The organism is Xenorhabdus sp. PR6a (assembly GCF_028599065.1).
Lineage (GTDB): Bacteria > Pseudomonadota > Gammaproteobacteria > Enterobacterales > Enterobacteriaceae > Xenorhabdus > Xenorhabdus doucetiae.
In genome coordinates this window covers 1-20,050 of record NZ_JAQRFJ010000025.1, presented here as the reverse complement: position 1 = coordinate 20,050, position 20,050 = coordinate 1, and the positions used below count along the sequence as shown (strand labels likewise).

The 20,050-nt window shown below is 42.3% G+C and carries 20 protein-coding genes; 10 read left to right on the top strand and 10 right to left on the bottom strand.

The features are described 5' to 3' along the window. The first annotated feature begins 96 nt into the window (after positions 1-96). Positions 97-456 (top strand): hypothetical protein, encoded by a 360-nt coding sequence (locus PSI15_RS08800; RefSeq protein WP_273583210.1) that lies wholly within the window; start codon positions 97-99, stop codon positions 454-456. A gap of 55 nt (positions 457-511) precedes the next feature. Here PSI15_RS08800 and PSI15_RS08795 read toward each other — a convergent pair whose 3' ends face one another. The 4 genes from PSI15_RS08795 to PSI15_RS08780 all read right to left on the bottom strand — a co-directional run bounded on the left by PSI15_RS08795 (position 512) and on the right by PSI15_RS08780 (position 5,813). Further along, complete coding sequence (locus PSI15_RS08795) at positions 512-1,000, bottom strand: hypothetical protein (RefSeq protein WP_273583209.1); 489 nt, start codon at positions 998-1,000, stop codon at positions 512-514. Beyond that, positions 997-1,230 carry a hypothetical protein gene (locus tag PSI15_RS08790; RefSeq protein WP_273583208.1) on the bottom strand — a complete coding sequence of 78 codons (234 nt, stop codon included), beginning with the start codon at positions 1,228-1,230 and terminating at the stop codon, positions 997-999. The genes PSI15_RS08795 and PSI15_RS08790 overlap by 4 nt, the downstream gene beginning before the upstream one ends. Before the next feature lie 188 nt (positions 1,231-1,418). Next, positions 1,419-4,478, bottom strand: coding sequence for an autotransporter domain-containing protein (locus PSI15_RS08785; protein WP_273583207.1), 3,060 nt, complete (start codon positions 4,476-4,478; stop codon positions 1,419-1,421). A gap of 552 nt (positions 4,479-5,030) precedes the next feature. After that, entirely contained in the window at positions 5,031-5,813 is a 783-nt protein-coding gene (locus PSI15_RS08780; RefSeq protein WP_273583206.1) for a helix-turn-helix transcriptional regulator, read from the bottom strand. 119 nt (positions 5,814-5,932) lie between these two features. Here PSI15_RS08780 and PSI15_RS08775 point away from each other — a divergent pair, with 119 nt between their 5' ends. After that, entirely contained in the window at positions 5,933-7,339 is a 1,407-nt protein-coding gene (locus PSI15_RS08775; protein WP_273583205.1) for an MFS transporter, read from the top strand. Positions 7,340-7,363: 24 nt separating this feature from the next. Next, a complete protein-coding gene (locus PSI15_RS08770) occupies positions 7,364-7,789 on the top strand; it encodes an N-acetyltransferase (protein ID WP_273583204.1) in 426 nt (141 codons plus the stop codon). A gap of 225 nt (positions 7,790-8,014) precedes the next feature. On the opposite strand, the gene PSI15_RS08765 is transcribed toward PSI15_RS08770, so the two are convergent. Together PSI15_RS08765 and PSI15_RS08760 are read right to left on the bottom strand one after the other, a co-directional pair. Beyond that, positions 8,015-8,611, bottom strand: coding sequence for an NADPH-dependent FMN reductase (locus tag PSI15_RS08765; RefSeq protein WP_273583203.1), 597 nt, complete (start codon positions 8,609-8,611; stop codon positions 8,015-8,017). Between the two features lie 46 nt (positions 8,612-8,657). Next, positions 8,658-9,521 carry an EamA family transporter gene (locus tag PSI15_RS08760; protein WP_273583202.1) on the bottom strand — a complete coding sequence of 288 codons (864 nt, stop codon included), beginning with the start codon at positions 9,519-9,521 and terminating at the stop codon, positions 8,658-8,660. Between the two features lie 150 nt (positions 9,522-9,671). On the opposite strand from PSI15_RS08760, the gene PSI15_RS08755 reads away from it, so the two are divergent. Continuing rightward, on the top strand, positions 9,672-10,157 hold the full coding sequence (locus tag PSI15_RS08755; RefSeq protein ID WP_273583201.1) for a MarR family winged helix-turn-helix transcriptional regulator: 486 nt from the start codon (positions 9,672-9,674) through the stop codon (positions 10,155-10,157). A 54-nt stretch (positions 10,158-10,211) separates the two neighbouring features. Here the strand turns inward: PSI15_RS08755 and PSI15_RS08750 are convergent, their stop codons facing one another. Both PSI15_RS08750 and PSI15_RS08745 read right to left on the bottom strand, forming a co-directional pair. Next, the gene (locus PSI15_RS08750; RefSeq protein ID WP_273583200.1) at positions 10,212-12,206 is read right to left on the bottom strand and encodes a TonB-dependent copper receptor; all 1,995 of its coding nucleotides are present in this window, start codon (positions 12,204-12,206) and stop codon (positions 10,212-10,214) included. A 115-nt stretch (positions 12,207-12,321) separates the two neighbouring features. Further along, positions 12,322-12,708 carry a DUF2946 domain-containing protein gene (locus PSI15_RS08745; protein ID WP_231854383.1) on the bottom strand — a complete coding sequence of 129 codons (387 nt, stop codon included), beginning with the start codon at positions 12,706-12,708 and terminating at the stop codon, positions 12,322-12,324. A gap of 200 nt (positions 12,709-12,908) precedes the next feature. On the opposite strand from PSI15_RS08745, the gene PSI15_RS08740 reads away from it, so the two are divergent. The 3 genes from PSI15_RS08740 (at position 12,909) to PSI15_RS08730 (ending at position 16,085) form a co-directional block, all read left to right on the top strand. Continuing rightward, positions 12,909-14,240, top strand: a complete 1,332-nt coding sequence (locus PSI15_RS08740) for an aspartate aminotransferase family protein (protein WP_273583199.1) — start codon at positions 12,909-12,911, stop codon at positions 14,238-14,240. A gap of 75 nt (positions 14,241-14,315) precedes the next feature. Further along, on the top strand, positions 14,316-14,738 hold the full coding sequence (locus PSI15_RS08735; protein WP_273583198.1) for an ASCH domain-containing protein: 423 nt from the start codon (positions 14,316-14,318) through the stop codon (positions 14,736-14,738). A gap of 186 nt (positions 14,739-14,924) precedes the next feature. Further along, complete coding sequence (locus PSI15_RS08730) at positions 14,925-16,085, top strand: MFS transporter (RefSeq protein ID WP_273583197.1); 1,161 nt, start codon at positions 14,925-14,927, stop codon at positions 16,083-16,085. Here PSI15_RS08730 and PSI15_RS08725 read toward each other — a convergent pair. Both PSI15_RS08725 and PSI15_RS08720 read right to left on the bottom strand, forming a co-directional pair. Then, positions 16,082-16,993, bottom strand: a complete 912-nt coding sequence (locus PSI15_RS08725) for a LysR family transcriptional regulator (protein WP_273583196.1) — start codon at positions 16,991-16,993, stop codon at positions 16,082-16,084. The genes PSI15_RS08730 and PSI15_RS08725 overlap by 4 nt on opposite strands. Then, positions 16,986-17,279 (bottom strand): GrpB family protein, encoded by a 294-nt coding sequence (locus PSI15_RS08720; protein WP_273583195.1) that lies wholly within the window; start codon positions 17,277-17,279, stop codon positions 16,986-16,988. Before PSI15_RS08720 ends, PSI15_RS08725 begins: the two co-directional genes overlap by 8 nt. A 72-nt stretch (positions 17,280-17,351) precedes the next feature. Between PSI15_RS08720 and PSI15_RS08715 the strand changes: the two genes are divergently transcribed. From PSI15_RS08715 to trxA, 3 genes are all read left to right on the top strand, one after another. Then, a complete protein-coding gene (locus PSI15_RS08715) occupies positions 17,352-18,455 on the top strand; it encodes an alkene reductase (protein WP_273583194.1) in 1,104 nt (367 codons plus the stop codon). A 29-nt stretch (positions 18,456-18,484) separates the two neighbouring features. Then, complete coding sequence (locus tag PSI15_RS08710; RefSeq protein ID WP_273583193.1) at positions 18,485-19,537, top strand: serine hydrolase domain-containing protein; 1,053 nt, start codon at positions 18,485-18,487, stop codon at positions 19,535-19,537. An 89-nt stretch (positions 19,538-19,626) separates the two neighbouring features. After that, a complete protein-coding gene (trxA, locus tag PSI15_RS08705; RefSeq protein WP_045970815.1) occupies positions 19,627-19,947 on the top strand; it encodes a thioredoxin in 321 nt (106 codons plus the stop codon). Positions 19,948-20,050 lie beyond the last annotated feature (103 nt).

Here is a 20,050-nt window from a genome sequence, read left to right as displayed (position 1 = left end):
ATGAAGAAAAAACAAGGTTCTGAGGAAAAAATCAACGCAGTGATATTAAGTAAGATACTAAGGATTGTTAAATATGGCAATTGACCGACTCTATCCTTGGCCGAAGGCGGGAAATGTATCTTTGACAGCCGTAACCCTTTAGCAAAAGAGTGGTTAACTTGGACAGAGGCCGAATCTAAGCGTCAGTTTACCCATCCAACATTAGGCCCGGTCTCGGCGTGGAATGATTTTCGAACTGATGATGCGACGGTGATTTATGGCACGTATTACCAAATAGTAAACAGTAAGCAAGAATATCGGGCATTTTCAGCCATTACTTTTGCCAGCTTTACTGAGATTGAGCAAGCATTGGCTGACGCAAATTTGATTGCGGCCAACGTATTCGGTAACTGGCAAGAAGAGGCTTATCATGATCAGGCAGAAGAGATGATTTTTATCGTCAGAAAGAATAAATAGCATATAAAGAAAAACTCACTGCCAGCTTTTGCTAACAGTGAGTTAATGAGTTTATTTACTTAGCAATAGTTGCTTCAATATCAAGCACATTAATTGGGCTGGCATTTTTTGCCATATCTTCACCGTAGGCGCAAACACGCCACGGAGCCTTAGATTTCTCCAACAATATCATTGGCTTCCAAGGGTAACTATAATCCGTTTTGTCGTCGCAATGGGTTGTCGCTTTAGACCCATATTTAATTTTTACACCAGAGATTTCATATGGACGAGTGCTGACGGTGATACGCCAAACGTCGCCAAAATCATCCTTATTTAACGTGGGCTTAATTGCTGGTGGAGTATTATCGATTTCTCGTAACATGACAGAGGCATCTTTTGTTTTTTGCCATTGCCCACCATTATTCTGGTGAATAACGCAGAGCTTATAGATCCCCTCTTGGTTAGGAACTTGCATGTTTTGGAGTGGGTTTGGGTTCGCCGGAGTGGAAGCACTGTATCCCGCTTCATCAGTACAATCTACCTCACTGATTAAACCGGTTTTCAATGCCCGGCGGTGAGGATCAATGCGGGTGTATCTTTATTGGGTGCATTTTCGGCAGAAATCAGGGTTGCCGTACAATGTGAAACGCCATTAAATTTACCAACGGTTCTAAATTTTTCAGCACCGGGATCGGTTGATTTTATCAATGGGGCACCATTGTTATTTAATGCTAAAGCACTTGAACTGGCTGAAACAGAAAATAAACTGATTAATAAAATTTTTCGATAAGTCACAATTTCCTCCTTTATATTGGATTGATGACTAAAACTCATTATCTAATTTAATCATTATTCAGTACTACCGACGTGATTTGTACCAGAATGGAGACAAAAGCCATGCAAAAAAAGCCATAAAAAAACTCACTGCCTGCCATCGCACGCGGTGAGTTTTTGTTATCAAGGAGATGCACAATTTTTACTGATTAAAATTTCCAATTGGCATTCAGGAACACACCATTATCCTTATGGTTGCCTGATAAAACACCGTTATATCCCAGTGACAGTTTAGTATTTTCATTAATGTCTAGTTCCGTACCGGCTTTAATGACGGCAGCATCACGTGATGCTGCAACACTGTTGACAGTGAACGTTGCATGGCTATTGCTGAAACTTAATTGGGTGCCACGGTCAACATTGCCGAACTGATGTTGCCAACCTAATTCACCATAGACGCCGACAGTCACTTCGTTTTCAGTCTGCCATCTTTGATCAACACGTAAGCCTAATGTGGAGAAGGTTGCATTTTTCGATTGTTTCTTACCGTTCAATGCAGCGGCACCACCATGTTCATGAATGCCATCATTTCGGAAGTAAACATAAGACAGGTTAGCGAACGGTTCCAGATTCAGCCCGGATGTATTAATTCCGTAAGCCGCCTCAGTAAACAATTGACCCGTTTGAGCACCGTATTTTGCTTTCAGGTTGTCGGATTGGTTGCCAAAAGCCACTGAACGTTTGGTGTCAAAACGATGCCAACTGTAGGCAGTACCGGCACGTAATGCCAAAGCATCAATCTGCTTGCTACCGTATAGCGCCAAATGGAAATTGTTACTGCGTGCTGAAGTGTTAACGCCACCATTCAAAGAAGAACGGGTATATCCGGTAGCGACACCAAGCCGCCAATCATTACCCAATTCTTTATCCGCGCCCAGTAACACACCGTAATTGGATACACGGTAACCCGTGACTTCACTGTTACCATTAGCCCGTTGCCAGTTACCGATGATTTGCCCCCAGGCCCCGTTTTTATCCACTTTGATATTCTGTTCGATTGTCCCGCCACCAGCCTGACGCAAACGGCTATTTAACGTATCGCGCAGATAGCGGCTACCGTTGATTTGTGCCGCAGCGATATCAGCATGGATCTGTCCGGAAGAAAGTTGCTGGAATGCTTGGCTAGCTTGTGTTTCTGTGTCCAGCAGCAAAATACTTTCATAAACCGGATGCCCTAAATTCAGCTTATCCGCAGCATCCGCTACAGCGCGTTCATTAGCGGTCGTTGCCAAACTGGTGAATGTTGTGGCGTTGCGTTTGATATCCAGCATCACGCGATTGGGTTGGTAACTCAACTCAGTACCAATAAATAAATAGTTTGGTACTACCGTAGTAAATTGACCATCGATACCCTCGTTTGCTTGCAGGATATTATATTGCTGACCCAGCAAGCTACGGACTTCTTGTTTCGATAACAGATTTCTGCTGTTTTCTAGCATAACTTGCACTTTACCGCCTTTCAGATTTGCCAGGCCATTGCTGATAAGACGATGACTATACCCCTGGCTATTTGGTGCAACTTCTACCCGATAACGGGAACCCGTTTGGAAGGTAACATTACGATCAACGTTCAATGTACCGCCGGCTCCCCAACTGCCTGGTGCAATACTGGCGCCGGCATTAGCCATGATTGAACCGACCGTACCATTCCCGCCAAGCGTGGCGCCATCCTGCACAGTAACATCCGACGTGATGGAACCGCTGACCTGCAAACGGCCTTGTTCTACCAACGTTGGCCCTTTATAGGTGCTATTCTTACCGGCAAGTTCAAGTGTACCGTCACCGATTTTCGTCAATCCACCGTGACCGGCGATATCATTGCTCCAACTATCATAAGCACACTCAATGCTGTCACAAATTCGTTCTACCGTCGTACCTTCCTCCACGATAGCGCCGATACCCGGAATATTGGCAGTAAACTGAGTTTCAGAATAAGAACCGGGGATATAATATTTCTTGGGAATATCCTTTTCGGTGATAAACATTTTAGGGCCATCAATCGCCTCTTTCAGGTTCAGCATGCCCCAACCATACAGGCCATCCAATCTATCCTCACCTAAAGCGGTGGCGGTGGTTTTGAGGACATCGGCGATTTGTCCGGCCGTCATGTAGGGAAAGCGCTGCATCAAGACCGCCGCCGCTCCGGCCACATGGGGCGATGCCATTGATGTACCGGTATAGGCTTCATAGGTAGTAGGATCAATCGTCAGCTCCCCATTTTCGAAAGCCTCTTCATCGATTTTTCCACCCACTTTAGAGACGAAATCGCCGGTACTGCTGTAAATTTTTGTGCCTGGTGCGGACAAACAGTAACTGGCAGTATAGCCACAGCTCGTTGATGAGGCGTTAATCTCATTTTCTCTGGTCAGGTTGGCCACGCTGAGGTAGTTTTTCAACGCGTCAGGGAAGAAGTAGGGCATACCCGCATGTAACCAAGTAACGTTATAGTTATTGGCATTTCCCGCCGCAAAAACCACTAATTTTCCCTGACGTGCCGCCCGCAATAGACCCGCACTTCTCGTTATATAGTCATCAACTTCCGGGATTGGGGAACGGCTTAACCGATCCAAATCATTTTTAATCGGTGTGACATAATTAATGACATCTTGCAGTTTGACCTGATAATATTTAACCGTTCCATTCGCCCACCGTTTAGGTTTCCCGAATTCATCAACCTCATAATTAGGACGAACACCCCAACTGTTATTAATAACGCGGGCGTTACTCTGGATCATGGCTTCTGTGCGGTTATAGGGATTTTGCAGGTATTTCCCGGTAATCAAACCCGCATCAAATGCCACGCCGTGCATCTCTTTTCCATCCCGATTTGCTGCAATGATCCCTGAAACATGGTTACCATGAGCGCCAAAACTGATAATCCCGGTATTGCTGTTTATATCGTAGCTCCAGGGATCATTTGGGCTCAGGATGTTTAGTTTTCCTGCAAATTCAGGATGATGGGTAACGGCTTCATCCAAGACACCAACATTAATGCCTTTTCCCGTGTAACCACGAGCGTAAGCATAATGAGCACCAATCGCGGCCAATCCCCACTGCTGATTAAACTCATCTGATAGCCAACTATTTGGTGAGTTTTTCTTGCCCTGTTCCTGATATTCAGTCGCCGCCATTGAAGCGCTGACAGGTAATAATCCCAAAAATAATGTCATCCACAAAAAGTTCGGCCGTGCCGAATTGTTTTTCTTCATAATAGAGGTTCCATTTTTTAAAATTTTAATAAACCCGATAATTGAATTTCAATAAGTAGGTCACGATGAGATTGCCCTATATTCTCGACCGACTATAGGACAATGCAAACCGTAATATTCTCTACCTACGAGCTGCTATGGCATAATAATTAAACCCAAAATGCAAGGAAAAATATTAACTTTCTTATAACCATTTTATAACAAATTAAAAATCATATAGATAACGCGCATCATCTTGATCTCTCTTCAAGGTGATGTAATTACGGTATATTACGTATTGATTGGATGTTAATTGTTATTAATATGTTATTTTTTATGAAGATACTTGGTTGTAACAATTACTTAAATGATGGTTTATTTATTGTCGTTTTTATCGAATGATTTTGTAAAAAGTTTTTATGTTAATTAATCAGGAAAGTTGATTTTTAATAATTGCTATTTATATAAAAACATTATCCAACCTATAATAAATATTGTTTTTTACAAAAAGTAATTTCAAATTAAATATTTTTATTTCACCCATCTACTAATAAATGGGTGAAAATAATTCGTTTATCTTTTGGCATAAACAATCAAACGCAAGTGTCTTTCTACATCGGTAACCATTGATGTGTAATCGAAAGTGATTGCTTGTCCATTCACATTTAGCTCTCGTACCCCATTACACGGTTCATAGATTTCATGTCTATGCCACATAACATAAAAGTCAGGTGATATTTTAAGTAACTTATTCACAAGCTCTTGAATATAACTGTCTTTGGCAGCAAGAACATAATCACGCCTAAAGCTAGCCAGTAAACGATAAGCATCTCGTTCCCAGTGAGAGAAGAGTTCGCGATAATATTCATTGGTAAATAATAACCACAAAAAATTACGCTGTTCATCTTCAGCTTGACTGAAACGAAAGCACTTATCTGCTGGCTGATTAAAGGCCAAAATATCCCAATGCAAATTCAGCACATAAGTTAGGTGAGGGGGTAAGTCATTCATAAGCCGTTTGATCAATGGTGAAACAACGCACCAGGTTTGCCCGGTTTCGGCAGGTTCACGCGTGTGTGCCAGTAAGTATAAATGCCTGCGTTCAGCGGTAGTCAGCTTTAAAATTTTGGCAAGATTATCTAAAAAAGCAGCGGATACGCCAATTTCACGGCCTTGTTCCAGCCATGTATACCAAGTTACGCCAACACCCGCCAAAGCGGCTATTTCTTCACGCCTTAATCCTGGGGTACGACGATGCCCGATATGCGGCAACCCAACGGATTCAGGGCTGATACTTTCTCTTTTAGTGCGTAAAAAGTCGGCTAACTCAGTACGAGATCTTTTCATTTTTGTCATGAATTTCAATCCATTACTTTTAGTAATAGTATAAGTGGTTAAATTGTAACAAGCTAACGGGGTGATTAAAATCTGTTTATCTCAAACACTGTATTTCAAACATTGTGAGGATTTGTATCATGACCAAAAAGGATTATTTAGCCTTATCAGTTTTGTTATCAGCCGGATTTGTGACTATTTTTGATCTTTTCGTTGTCAACGTTGCCATTGCCAATATTCAATTACATTTACACGCGAGTTTATTCCAGGTAACGCTCGTGATCGTAACCTATGAAATTGGCTTTGGTTTATTGCTGATTACAGGAGGGCGCTTAGGTGATTTATTTGGCCGCAGGCGATTGTTTCAGTTAGGAGTACTTGCTTTTACTTTGACATCATTGCTGTGTGGTCTTGCACCAACAACCACTTTTTTGATTTTTGCCCGGTTTTTGCAAGGATTATCAGCAGCCCTGTTATTTCCCCAAGTTTATGCCAGTATCCGTGTCAGCTTTGATGATGATAATCGCCGTCGCGCATTCGGTTTATTGGGCATGACTTTAGGTTTTGCTGCCATTGCAGGCCAAACTCTGGGAGGTTGGATGATTTTCGTCAATTTATGGGACTTACAATGGCGCTCAATTTTTCTGGTTAATGTTCCCATTGGTTTATTGGCGTTAATTTTCTCTGGTTACTTCAACGAAAGTATTGCCCAGAAAAAAACGGAATTAGATTTATCTGGGGTGGCGCTTTCCAGCATGGGTATTTCTGCTTTGTTGCTGCCACTTTTGGTTGGGTCAACATTGGGCTGGCCAATATGGTGTTGGGCACTACTCTTTCTGGCTTGCCTGATGCTGTTACAATTTATCCGCCATGAAAAACGTTATGTTGCGAAAGGAAAAACACCACTATTCAATTTTGACTTATTAAAAAACAAACAATTTAGCTTAGGTTGTTTATTGGTTTTATTTGTCTATTCCACTTCCAGTTCATTCTTCCTTGTTTTTGCTTTATTTTTACAAAATGGGTTAGGTTTTAACGCATTAGATGCAGGTTTGATTTTTGCCCCTGCAAGCATAGGGTTTGTTTTATCTTCACTCAATGCCCCTTATTGGGTTAAGCGCGTTGGCGGTAAAGCCATTATGGCCGGAGGCTTACTCTATATGCTCTCCTTCATTGCCCTGATTGTTGCCATTAATTCACTATTACCGGCAAATTCATCAATAACTGCATCGTTATTTGTGATCGTGCCAATTCTCATATTGCTTGGATATGGGCAAGGTTTTGTCATGACGCCATTGCTCAATATTGTTTTGGCTTTTGTTAACATGAAATTTGCAGGTATGGCATCAGGGGTAATTGCGACTTTGCAGCAAATTGGTGCCGCGTTTGGTGTTGCTATCGTTAGCATGTTAGTGCAATGGCATTTTACCGAAATAGATACACCGTCGTTTGTTACGTACCAAAATGCCTTTGTCCACAGTATGCTTTACAATGTCATAGCCACTTTTATTGCATTTTACTTATTGAGAAAATTACACCGGAATTAGAGTTATTACAGGGGACAACAAAAAGTGATCAGATCATTTACCGAAGCAGATATGGACGCGGTTCTGTCTATTTGGTTAGACGCCTCCATCAAGGCTCATCATTTTGTGGCGGCTGAATTTTGGCAATCACAAGTCGACAACATGAGAAATACCTATATTCCGGCTTCGGAAGTTTACGTCTATGTACAGGGTTCTCACGTTACCGGTTTTTATGCGCTGCATGGAAATAACGTGGCCGCAGTTTTTGTTTCGCCCGATAAACAGGGGCAGGGGATCGGAAAGGCATTAGTGAATGACGCCAAAAATCGAAGAACTGAACTCACGTTATCGGTTTATCAGCAAAACCAAGCCAGTTATGAGTTCTACTTATCACAGGGGTTTGATGTTGTCAGCGAGGAAATAGATAAGAACACGGGATGCCAGGAGTATTTTATGTGTTTAAAAAGATAGAGAGCTTGTATTAAGTCTCTGCCTGATGATTAATTAACCCGACAGGTCGAAATAAAAGCGAATTGTGTTTTCTTATTAAACAAAAGTGCCAAAAATACGGGGCACTGTGTTTTTATACAGTTTTGACGGAATCGGTGGTTTTTTCGGTGAAATTATCTCTAACTGTAGACTTCTCGGCTCAAATTTTTGAGCCGAGACTGATATATCAGGAACAGAATATATTACTTACATACCATACGGATAATTTTGACTCTCTTCGCCAACATCTTCACGAACTTGCTTTAATGCTTTGGTATAAGATTTAAGTAGTTTCAGCGTATAGTTAACGCGGTTTTCAAATGCCTCATCGTGACAAATCAGCTCGTTTGAAATCAAATTTTCCCCCTGACGGAAAATCAGATGATCAGGCAAGAAGCAGACATGGTTATTTTTAAAACCGGTCATGCGTAATTCGCAAAGGGGGTAAACACCGTTAATTCCACCGGATACACTCGTCAATAATGCAGGCTTATGGCCTAATTCTGCGACAGAACAATGTAATAAAAAGTTCTTCAATGCCGGCGTTGCCATTCCATGCCATTCTGGCGTCACCAGGATAAATGCTTCACTCTCTCTCAAGTAGGGTGCAATTGCCTGCCAAGGGTGAGACTCTGCGGAGATATCCGTTGTATAACCATCGTGTAATGGCAATTCTGCTTTGGAAAGATCCAGAAGCGTTATATCAGTAAATCCATGCTCATAACTCAATTTCTGCAAATAACAAGCGACACGTTGGCTGTGAGAATCGGGGCGTTGACTGCCTGAGATGATAGTAAGTTTCATTGATTTTCCTGTTATTTTTTACTCGATAATGATTACGTTGGTTTTTTTATATTTGATTGCGTGGAATAGAAAGCCAAACAGCGATAATAATGGTGCATGCTCCAAACAGTTGCAGCAAGGAAAATGTTTGTTTTAGAAACAAATAGCCCAAAATACAAGCGGAAAGGGCACTCAGAAATCCCAAAAAAGAGATTGTCACAACCGGTAACTTTTCAATTCCGCGAAACCAAATAATGTAAGAAAATACGGCGCCAACCAGACATAAATAGCTGTAACCGAGAATATTGGTCACAGTAAGATGTTGCGGCAGACCTTCCATGTAAATAGCGACGGGTAATAACATCAATCCCCCAAAAGTTAATTGCCAGCCAGTAAAACTGAGCAATGATAAGTTAGTTGGGCGGTGCCAATATTTAGTCAGTACAACCCCCAAAGCCATGCAGCCACATCCCGCTAAACCTGCAATAACGCCTTGCCAATTTAAGTGGGTGGTTGAATTCAAGACCAATAAGCTGATCCCGATAATGCCCAATATTGCCGAGATAGTGTGTTTTATGGTGAGGGAAGTTTTTAATAGACAGGTGCTTAACAAAATAACAATAATGGGTTGGCAAGCCACGATGAGTGACGCCGTTCCACCAGGGAGATATCCCGCCGCAACAAAGAGAAAATAGAAGAAAGCCCCGATATTGAGCAGGCCTAATACCATAATACGTAACCACCAGATCCCTTTGGGTGCGGTACGGCAAATCAACAGTAATAATATACCGGCAGGTAACGCCCTGATGGTAGAAGCCAGCAGAGGCATATTCGGTGGTAATACTTCTGTTGTAATAATGTAAGTACTTCCCCAAACAATCGGAGCCAACGCAGTCAGCAGGATATTCCGGATAAATCTAATTTCTGACATTTTTTTCACCTTGTATATCAGTTCCTTAATACCTCAATTTTAATTTATCTTTACGTGAAGTATCTTTACGTGAAGATAAATTAAAATAATAGCCTAACCGATTTTTATCAAGTATCTTTTTGTCGAAATAAAATGAATAGGGAAAAAGGCATGAAGTACGATCACGTTGACCGATTATTGATGCAGTGGGAACAGCAACGCCCAGACCTTGATCCGTCGTCAATAGGCGTTATTGGACGGCTATGCCGGATAAACAAAATTGTTGAACAACGCTTGCAACATGCTTTCAAAAAACATGACTTAAGTGGCATAGAGTTTGATATCCTTGCGACACTGCGTCGTAATAACACGCCAGTCACACCAACCGAAATGTATCAATCCGTCATGTTGACTTCCGGAGCCATGAGCACACGTATTGAACATATGGTGCAGCGAGGATTGATTGAGCGTATTGCGAATGAAAAAGATCGACGTAGTTGCAAGATTTTTCTGACGCCAAAGGGAAAGGCATTAATAGATAAAGCCGTGGAAAGCCATTTGGAAAACCAAAAAGCAATTCTCGAACCACTGACAGACACTCAACAAGAACAGCTTGCAACCCTGTTGCGGGATTGGTTGCTGGCGAATGAATCTTAAACCTATTTCGCCCTGGCTGATGTCAGGGCGAAATAGGTTTAAGCGTAGAGAAAATTAGAACTTCACATTAACTCTTGCCCAGTAAGTACGACCCGGTTCGTTGACCATCGTGTCACCGGAATAACCAAAGTCCTTATTTCCCGCCAAGTTAAGGTGCTCGCTGTAAGTTTTATCAAAAATATTGTCAATACCGGCACTGATCTGAACATTTTTGGTCACCTGATAGGCTGAGTTCGCCGATAGGATGGCGAAGCCTTTGCTGCTATCAAAATCTTTGCCGACCACGTTACCCTCATTGATGGCTACCCGATGCTGGCTGTTGACCAGACGTAACAAACCGCTGCTCGTCCAATCACCCTGTTCCCAAGTCAGGCCAAAACGGGCTTCCAACGGTGGGATTTGCGGCAGTGGACGATGGTTAGTCGTATTTTGCGCCCAGGAATACGCTAAGCTGGCATCGGTTTTCCAATGATCGTTGAACTTATAAGCCACACCCGTTTCTCCCCCCATAATGGTCGCATTCACGTTGTGGGCGGATTTTTTGCCATAATCAAACAGGATAAAATCATTCACTTTACCGACATACGCGGATATCCAACCTTTCAATTGGTCATCGTTATATTGCGCACCAATATCCAACTGGGTGGTTTTCTCAGTTTTGATATCCTTGAACGCATTTCCGCCCGCTTTACCTGAAAACAACTCCCAATAATCAGGAAAACGCTCGGTATGACCAACACCGGCATAAAACATCACAGGAACATCTTTCAGGTTATGTTCAAACCGAATAAAGCCGGCAGGGAGGGTTTCCTTACGCTCTTGTTGGGTCACATATTTATATACTGTCGCACGATCTAGACGCACCCCACCAATAATTTTACTCTGTTCAGTGGCATCCCAGGTTAATTCACCAAAAATACCGTAATCACGAAAACGGGCGTTTTTCACCCAGCCCGTTTCTTTGGTGCGACGAGTATTCATCTGCATATCTGCACCGCTCTGTAACTTGAAATCTTCCCAGATCCAAGTTCCCATCATTCGGCCACCCATTGTCAGGCGATCGGGTTCTGAGATCATTTTTCCCATTTTTGAATGACGCATGGAATAGCTATCCATCACATGGTCGGTGTAGTTGTAATAAAAATTGGTTTCAAATTTATCAAACACTTCGCCAATATTGGATTTCTCAAAACGCACACCAAAACTTTTACGCTTAAATTGTGCACCATCCATCATACGTGTGGCGTAACGTGCCTCACCATCACCTTGTCCAGCATTTAATTCCAGTAACGTATTTTCATCAGGTGTCCAGCCCAATGCGATATCGGTATTCCATTTATCCCAGCGGGAAGGAACGCGGTTACCATCACCATCTTTATAATCATTGGAGCGGGATTTGTTACCGATCAGGCGGATATACCCTTGTTTGTTGCCAATACTGAGATCGGCATTACCATCCCAACGACGATTAGAACCAATCACTGTGCTGACATTACCTTGAGCGCCAACGTGTTCAAACTGAGGGCGAGTGCGCTCAAAACGGATCGTTCCCGCTGAGTTACCGGGGCCCCAAAGTACCGTTTGTGGGCCTTTAACCAGACTCAGGACATCATAATTCTCTGGTGAGATATAGGAACTTGGTGCATCCATACGCCCGCCACAAGAACCGAGAATTTCGCTGTCATCAATCAACATTCTCAGACGGGAACCAAACATGCCACGGAATACCGGATCGCCGTTAGTTCCCCCGTTACGGATCTGGGAAAAACCAGGAATGGTTTTCAGGTAATCAGAACCGTCGCTGGCTGGCACGGGTTGGCGAGGCGTTTTCAGTGAAGAAGCGACCTCAAGCGGTGAAGTTGCCGGGGCGATTACGGTTATCACCGTTTCGTCAACATTATTAACGTGATGTCCATCTTTTGTTTCTTTGCTGTGTTCCGCATTGGTAGCAGCCAAACCACTGGTTGGTATAGCGAGTGCGATAACCAAAGCAGCTGTCAGAGGCGATATACGCAATAACGGTGTAGTAGATAATTGTGTAGTAGACATAAAAAATCCCTTAACTAGCAACAAATTCCGGTTTTGGAGTTTGTTTGAAAAATGACTGACTTGCTGTACAAACTGCGTAAAGCAAGGAAAAAATGATTTATTTCAAATAATCAGGCTAATTAAGGGGTGGGGCGCGGGGTTGTGATTCACCGTAGAACAGCCGAATAATTGGGCCAGAGAAGCGCAGTACCGGTGGTGCCCTGGACACAATGAGTGTCAGTAAAATAAAAGGAACAAAATCGCCTGCCAATAGCGGCAGATTAATCAAAAGCTGGCAGTAACCACAAGCGATATCATCCATCAATCCCATATGGATATGATCTGCACCATGATGATGATTCATGGTGTGTGCTTTTATTCCTTCACGGGAGTGCTCCAGTGTTTTTGATACCACCGGTGCAATGAACAACATCAGAATCGCCAGTAAAGCGATAATGGCAGGTGTTCGACGTTGTGATAGGTGAAAAAGCGATAACAAGCTAATGATCCAGATCAGTTTCACGATTGGAAGCTAATCTTACTGCATTTCGGGTGGAGATTGTTAAAATATTTTGGATTATGCCTGCCTGTGCTTATGTTAATTTTTATCCAAATCCCGACGTTCACCAAATGAGCTTGACTAATGATTTAATAATTGAGATTTAACTTGAGTCTCGTTTCACTGCAAGCGCTTTGTGAAAACCTTGTACGAGGAGTTAAAAAATGTCAGATAGAAATTATTTTCAAACACTGAACCTTAAAGCACATTGGATGCCTTTCAGTGCTAATCGTCATTTTCAACAAGATCCACGTTTAATTGTCTCAGCGGAAGGAAACTGGCTGGTCGATGATCAAGGCCGGCGTATTTATGACAGCTTATCAGGATTGTGGGCGTGCGGGGCAGGTCATTCACGCACTGAAATTCGTCAAGCCGTCTCAGAACAACTGGGAACATTGGATTATTCCCCTGGCTTCCAATATGGCCATCCATTGTCATTTAAGCTGGCCGATAAGATTGCCAGTCTTATGCCCGATGATTTGAATCATGTATTTTTCACCAGCTCAGGTTCAGAAGCAGCCGATACCGCCGTGAAAATGGCTCGTGCTTACTGGCGAATTCAAGGGCAACCAGCAAAAACTAAATTTATCGGTCGGGCGCGCGGCTATCATGGTGTCAATATTGCAGGAACCAGTCTTGGTGGTATTGGCGGTAATCGCAAAATGTTTGGTCAGTTTATGGATGTTGACCATCTGCCACATACATTACAATCTAATATGGCTTTTACTAAGGGAATGCCATCTGCTGGTGGCCCTGAACTGGCAGATGAGCTACTGAAACTGATTGAACTGCATGACGCCAGTAATATTGCGGCGGTTATCGTCGAACCACTTTCTGGATCGGCTGGTGCTATTATCCCGCCACAAGGTTATTTACAACGTTTGCGGGAAATCTGTACCCAACACGATATCTTGCTGATTTTTGATGAGGTCATTACCGGCTTCGGGCGTTTGGGGTGTTGGAGCGGTGCTGAACATTTTGGTGTCACGCCAGATATCCTCAATTTCGCTAAACAAATTACTAACGGGGCTATTCCTCTGGGAGGCGTTGTTGCGTCCAGCAAGATCTACGATGCTTTTATGTCGCAGCCTCTACCCGAACATATGATCGAATTCAGCCACGGTTATACTTATTCCGGTCATCCGGTTGCTTGCGCAGCCGGGTTAGCTACCTTGGAACTATTGGAAAAAGAAAACCTGCCTCAACAAGCTGCGGAATTAGCTCCCCATTTTGAACAAAAACTACATGCCCTGAGGTACTGCCCAAACGTCGTGGACATTCGTAACGGCGGGCTAGTAGGTGCAATTCAAATTGCCCCGCGGGATGGCGATACCGTTGTCCGGCCTTTTGATGTCGGTATTGCATTATGGAAAGCGGGTTTTTATGTCCGCTTTGGTGGTGATACGTTGCAATTTGGCCCCATGTTTAATGCCAAAGCTGATGATCTTGATCGTCTGTTCAATGCAGTGGGTGATGTTTTGCACCAAATTCAATAAGGGAAACTCCCTTTAATTTTATGGGCGGGGTATTTTGGCCGCCCAACAATAAATGTACGGGTATTAAAAGATAATATGAAAACAACAAACAAAGTTATGACGTTAATTGAAAACAAATATCCAAAAGCAGGGCGTTGGGTATTTGGTGATTCTCCTGCAATGCAGGATGAATTAACTGAGTTGGTGACCAAAGGGATAAAAACGGCGACAGCTTGCTCATTCCATGCTTACTCTTGTGATCCAGAAACGATTGGCCATCATTATATTGTCTTTGATAGTCGGGAAAATCCGGTTTGTGTTGTCAGAGTTACTGCCATGCACCTGATGAAATTTTCAGAAATGACCGCAGAACTTGCCTGGAAAGAAGGAGAGGGAGACAGAAGCCTCCTTAACTGGCAATTAGAGCATCAGCGTTTTTTTGAGCGCGAGGGGACTTTTTCATCTGATATGGAAATTGTCGTGTTCGAGTTTAAAGTTGTTGAAAATATTCTCTCATAAATTTCATCTTATCTGACCTCCCTAAACAAAAATCCATCCTATTGCCGCAATATTGCGGCTTCAAATCCATAGAAAAAATCATTGAAGAAATTTTGTCTACAGACAGTAGACAAAAGTATCCTTCTGTTTTTATTCATGATTTGTCATTATTTTTCTTACCTTTTCAAAATCAAATAGATTGCCACTATGCAAAATAAAAACTCTCTTATGTTGTTGACCTTATCAATCGCCGTTTTTGGCGTTATTACTACTGAAATAGCTGTGATTGGATTACTGCCACAACTTGAAGCTCAACTGCATGTGACACCCACTCAGGTGGGATTTCTGGTTGGTATCTATGCTATTGTCGTCGCTGTCACGGGGCCATTTATTACTTTGCTGCTTTCTGGATATAACAAAAAATATGTTCTTCTTACTATTCTCCTTATTTTTGTCGTTTCCAACCTGATTTATGCCACGACAGATATTTTTAATTTAATGCTGTTATTTAGGGTTCTTCCCGGACTGGTACATGCGGTTTTCTTTGCTGTTGCCCTTGTGATTGCAGCAAATTCCGTTCCTAAAGAAAAAAGTACGGGAGCCACGGCAATCGTTTTTGCCGGCGTTGCGGTTGGAATGGTGTTGGGAATGCCCATGAGTTCATTTATCGCAGAATATCTGTCACTGAGTGCAGCGTTTTATTTTAGTGCTGTTATTTGTTCACTGGCTTTCGTTGGTATTTTATGGTTTGTTCCTTCTCTCCCCGCGACAAATAACCGTATCAATATCGAACAATTAAATGTGCTGCGAAAGGGGGAATTATGGTTGGCCATTGTTACCGTGACATTGATTTTTTCTGCGATGTTTTCAAGTTTCAGTTATATCGCTGACTATCTTGCAAAAATTACCCAGTTTGATCATGACCTTATCAGTATCATTTTAATACTCTTTGGAGTTTGTGGATTTATCGGTAACTTCATTTTTAGCGGTTTTTTGCAAAAATACCTTGTTATTACAACTTATGCTTATCCTATCTTGTTAATTTTACTTTATCTCCAAGTGTGGTATTGGGGGTTTTCACCCATAGCGATGTGTATGCAGACGATTTTCTGGGGTGGGTTGCATTCTGCGGGTCTGGTCGTCAGCCAAACGTGGCTTATGCAGGAAGCCAGCGAAGCACCAGAGTTTGCCAACAGCCTTTACATTTCTTTTTCAAATTTGGGCATTACCATTGGCTCTATAACTGGCGGATGGTTTCTTTCACAATTCGGCGTAGATACGATTGTTCTGAGCAGCATCCTTTTTGCTTTAATGGGCTTTATTAGCATTTACATTAAAGGCCATGTAAAAAACCATTGTGGAAATTAATCCAATAAACCGTTTTCTGCCATTTCCACCAAAGTATCTACAACATAGCGTATTTTGGGTAATAATTGACGGTTTTGCGGCCACAGAGCGCTGATCGGGGTTTCTATACCTGAATATGCTTGTAATACTTCTTTAAGTTCTCCATTTTCAAGGTGTTTTCCTACCATCCATAATGGCAGTTGAGCAAAGCCACATCCTGCCAATACAGCGGATAACATGGCATCTCCATCAGCAAATTCATAAGTTGCTGGTGGAGTGTAACGTTTTATTTTTCCGCTCTGCTCCTTTAATAACCAAGATATAGGCTGATTCCTGCGAAATCCCACAATACATTGATGTTGGTTCAATTCTTCGGGAATTTGGGGTTCATTTCTGGCAGAAAAATAATCCGGTGCAGCACAAATAACAAGTTTTTGCGTCGTTAATTTACGGGCAACCAAACCACTACTGTCAGCAAGCTCACCGATACGTATAGCAAGATCAATGCCTTCCTCAATTAAATCAACAAATCGCTCACTGAATGAAACGGTAAGAGACAGCTCAGGGTAATCACGAGTTATTTTCAAAAGAGCAGGGAGTATGCGTTGGCGACCAAAAGCCGCCGGCAAATCGATGCGGAGCCGCCCTGAAGGATGAGTAATATGTGAAGTCAGCACAGATCCAGCCTGTTCGAGAATATCAATCGCACTCTGACAACTTGTCAGGAAGGATTTTCCATCAGGCGTCAAACTCAAACGACGTGTTGAGCGTTGAAACAGCTTGATGCCTAAGCGATCTTCAAGCCGGCCGACACTTTTTCCTACCGCTGATTTGGTCAACCCAAGACGTTCTGCTGCCGCAGTGAAACTTCCTAGCTGTGCTGTGGTAACAAACTCTGTTATCCCACCGAAATGATCCGTTCTACGCATGATTAGAAATATCCAGTTCGGATAAGCACTTATCTATGATGGGTTTTGCGGGTAAACCAGGCACGGCTGTAGAGCCGATATGCGCAATACTAATAATTTTCTCTTGCAATTGTTGCTGGATTTTATTTTTTTCTTCGTTGTAAATATTATCCCATTCGGTATCGTAAGGAACGACAATAATAGGCTCTGGTATCCGTTTAATGCCGTTAACCCACGGGTTTTCATTCGGATCTCCTTCACAAAAAGACATAATAAGAGGTTTGAGGGGAATTAATTTATCCAACATACATTTCTCCGTTTGGAAATTCACTAAGTTATAGTACAACAATGAATGTCAATATTAAAAATAGGAAATATTATGACTGATAATAGTATTCGAACCGATCTTTTCTCACCGACCAAATTAGGTGAAATTGAGCTTGCCAATCGTATTGTTATGGCACCTTTAACCCGTGGTCGTATGAATGAAGAGGGGGTCCCGAACGAACTTAATATCACATATTATGTTCAGCGCGCGAGTGCCGGTTTGATCATTTCAGAAGCAACCAATATTTCAGCGCAGGGGCGCGGTTATGCCATGACACCGGGTATCTGGACAGAAGATCAGGTAGCGGGATGGAAAAAAGTGACCGACGCTGTTCACGCTGCTGGGGGAAAAATAGTCATGCAATTGTGGCATGTCGGTCGTTGCTCACACGTTTCTCTTCAACCAAATGGAGAAGCACCAATAGCACCATCGGCGATTAAAGCGGATGGTAATGTTTATACCCGCCGTGGTATTGAAGAAGCTTCTATGCCACGTGCACTCAGAACCGATGAAATACCGGATATTATCGAACAATATCGTCATGCGGCAGAATGTGCTAAACGTGCAGGGTTTGATGGTGTAGAAGTCCATGCAGCTAACAATTATCTGCTGGAACAGTTCTTACGTGATTCAACTAACCATCGCAATGATCAATACGGTGGTTCAATTGAAAACCGAGCAAGATTGATTCTCGAAGTGGTTGAAGTTGTGGCACATATTTGGGGTGGTGGTCGAGTTGGGATTAGATTGTCCCCAGTCACCACAGAGGTAGGGAACACACCACTTGATAGTCATGTGATGGCAACTTATCGCTATTTGATTCAGCAATTAAATAAATTCAAGCTGGCTTATCTCCACTTTGTTGAAGGAACTACGGGAAAAAGCCGTGATATTCCTGAAGGTATTGATCTGGATATACTCAGATCATTATTTGACGGCGCTTATATCGGCAATAACAATTATGACCTTGAAATGGCGATATCCCGTCGAGCGGAAGGTAAGGTTGATGCAGTTGCATTCGGACGCCCGTTCATTTCCAATCCCGATTTGGTAGAACGCCTACGTTACGGAATTGAACTGGTTGATGCGAATAATGACGCTTATTACGGTAATGGGGCCAAAGGATATACCGATTGGTTGAAAATGAATGATTAATATCTTATGGAGATGGTTTTAGCTAGATTATGAAAAAAAATCCCAAAATCATTAAAGCACTAGAGGAGCTTTTAACACCATTTGATAAAAATGCTCCCGGTGTTGTATACATGGCTAAATATGACAACGGATTAACTTATCAAGGTTCTGTAGGGTTAGCTTGCTTAGGATCATATAAACCACTTTCAATAGACAGCATATTTAATATTGCCTCAGTTTCAAAACAATTCACTGCATTTGCGCTTCTATTATTAGAAAAGGACGGTTATCTATCGTTAGGTGATTCAATCATAAAGTTCCTGCCTGATTTAGGTAATTATGCAGAGACAGTCACTTTGCGCCACTTAATCTATCATACTGGTGGACTAGTCGATTATATGGAGCTGGCTGAATCAGTTGGTATTAGTGAACAAGATCCGTTGACAATCGAACAATCACTGCGTCATTTGTACGCGCAATCTAAAGCTGTATTTTCCCCAGGAACAGCATTTGAATACAGCAATACCGGATACTTTTTATTGGCTCAAGTGGTTGAAAAAACCAGCAAGATGAGACTCAGTGAATTCAGCCAAGAACATATCTTCAAACCTCTTGGGATGAAAAATACATTTATTGTTGACGAATATCCAATAACTGTTGAATTTGCACGTGCCTATAGTCAAGAAGGGCGGCTTTTTGAATCTCCCTGGACACATACTGGTGATGGGGCGGTACACACAACGGTTGGCGATCTCATGTTATGGGGAGAAAATCTATCTCATGGTAGGGTTGGCGGGAAAGCATTAGTCCAGCGTATGACTCAAGTATTACCAGAAACAACATTGACTGGAGATATCGTTAAAAATCATGAGTCTTATGCATTTGGCTTAGAACATAACAACCACTTAGCAGAGCCGAGTTTGGAGCATTCCGGCGAATGGGCAGGTTACAGAGCTTATTTTATGCGTTTTCCAGATTCACATTTAACCATTGCTGTCTTGGGCAATCAGGAGATCATTGATACTCAAGTGTTAAGTTATAAGATTGCTGAAATATTGCTAAACCAGTATAGACACTCACCACAAAACAAATATTCAATATAATAATTGAATATATTGCCAGGAAGGTTTAGGATGACACTTGATATCGCAGTTTTTTATGATTCTTATAAATCAATTAGATAGAGGTTTCTATGAGTGCCTTAATTGAATTAACTGAAGATAATTTTGACAGCATCATAAGTACAGAGGGCGTGTGTGTGGTGAGATTCTGGGCACCATGGTGTGGACCATGCCGAATGGTTGCACCGATATTCAGTCAGCTTTCGGCTGAAATGCAAAAAAATGCTACTTTTGCTGAGATCAATATTGATGAGGCTCAAGAAGTTGCAATGAAATACGGTATCCGTAGTATCCCGACAACATTAGTTTACAAGAATGGCCAGCCTGTTGATTCTCTGGTCGGCGTTGCTTCTTTATCACAGTTTAAAAACTTGGTTTCAAGTAATCTGTGATTTTTGCAGATAGAACTTATAGTTACTGGCCCTGTTGTTATACACGGGCCATTTATATAGAAAGAATCGGGCTTGAATTTGGTGGTTACAGTTTGTGGTTTGG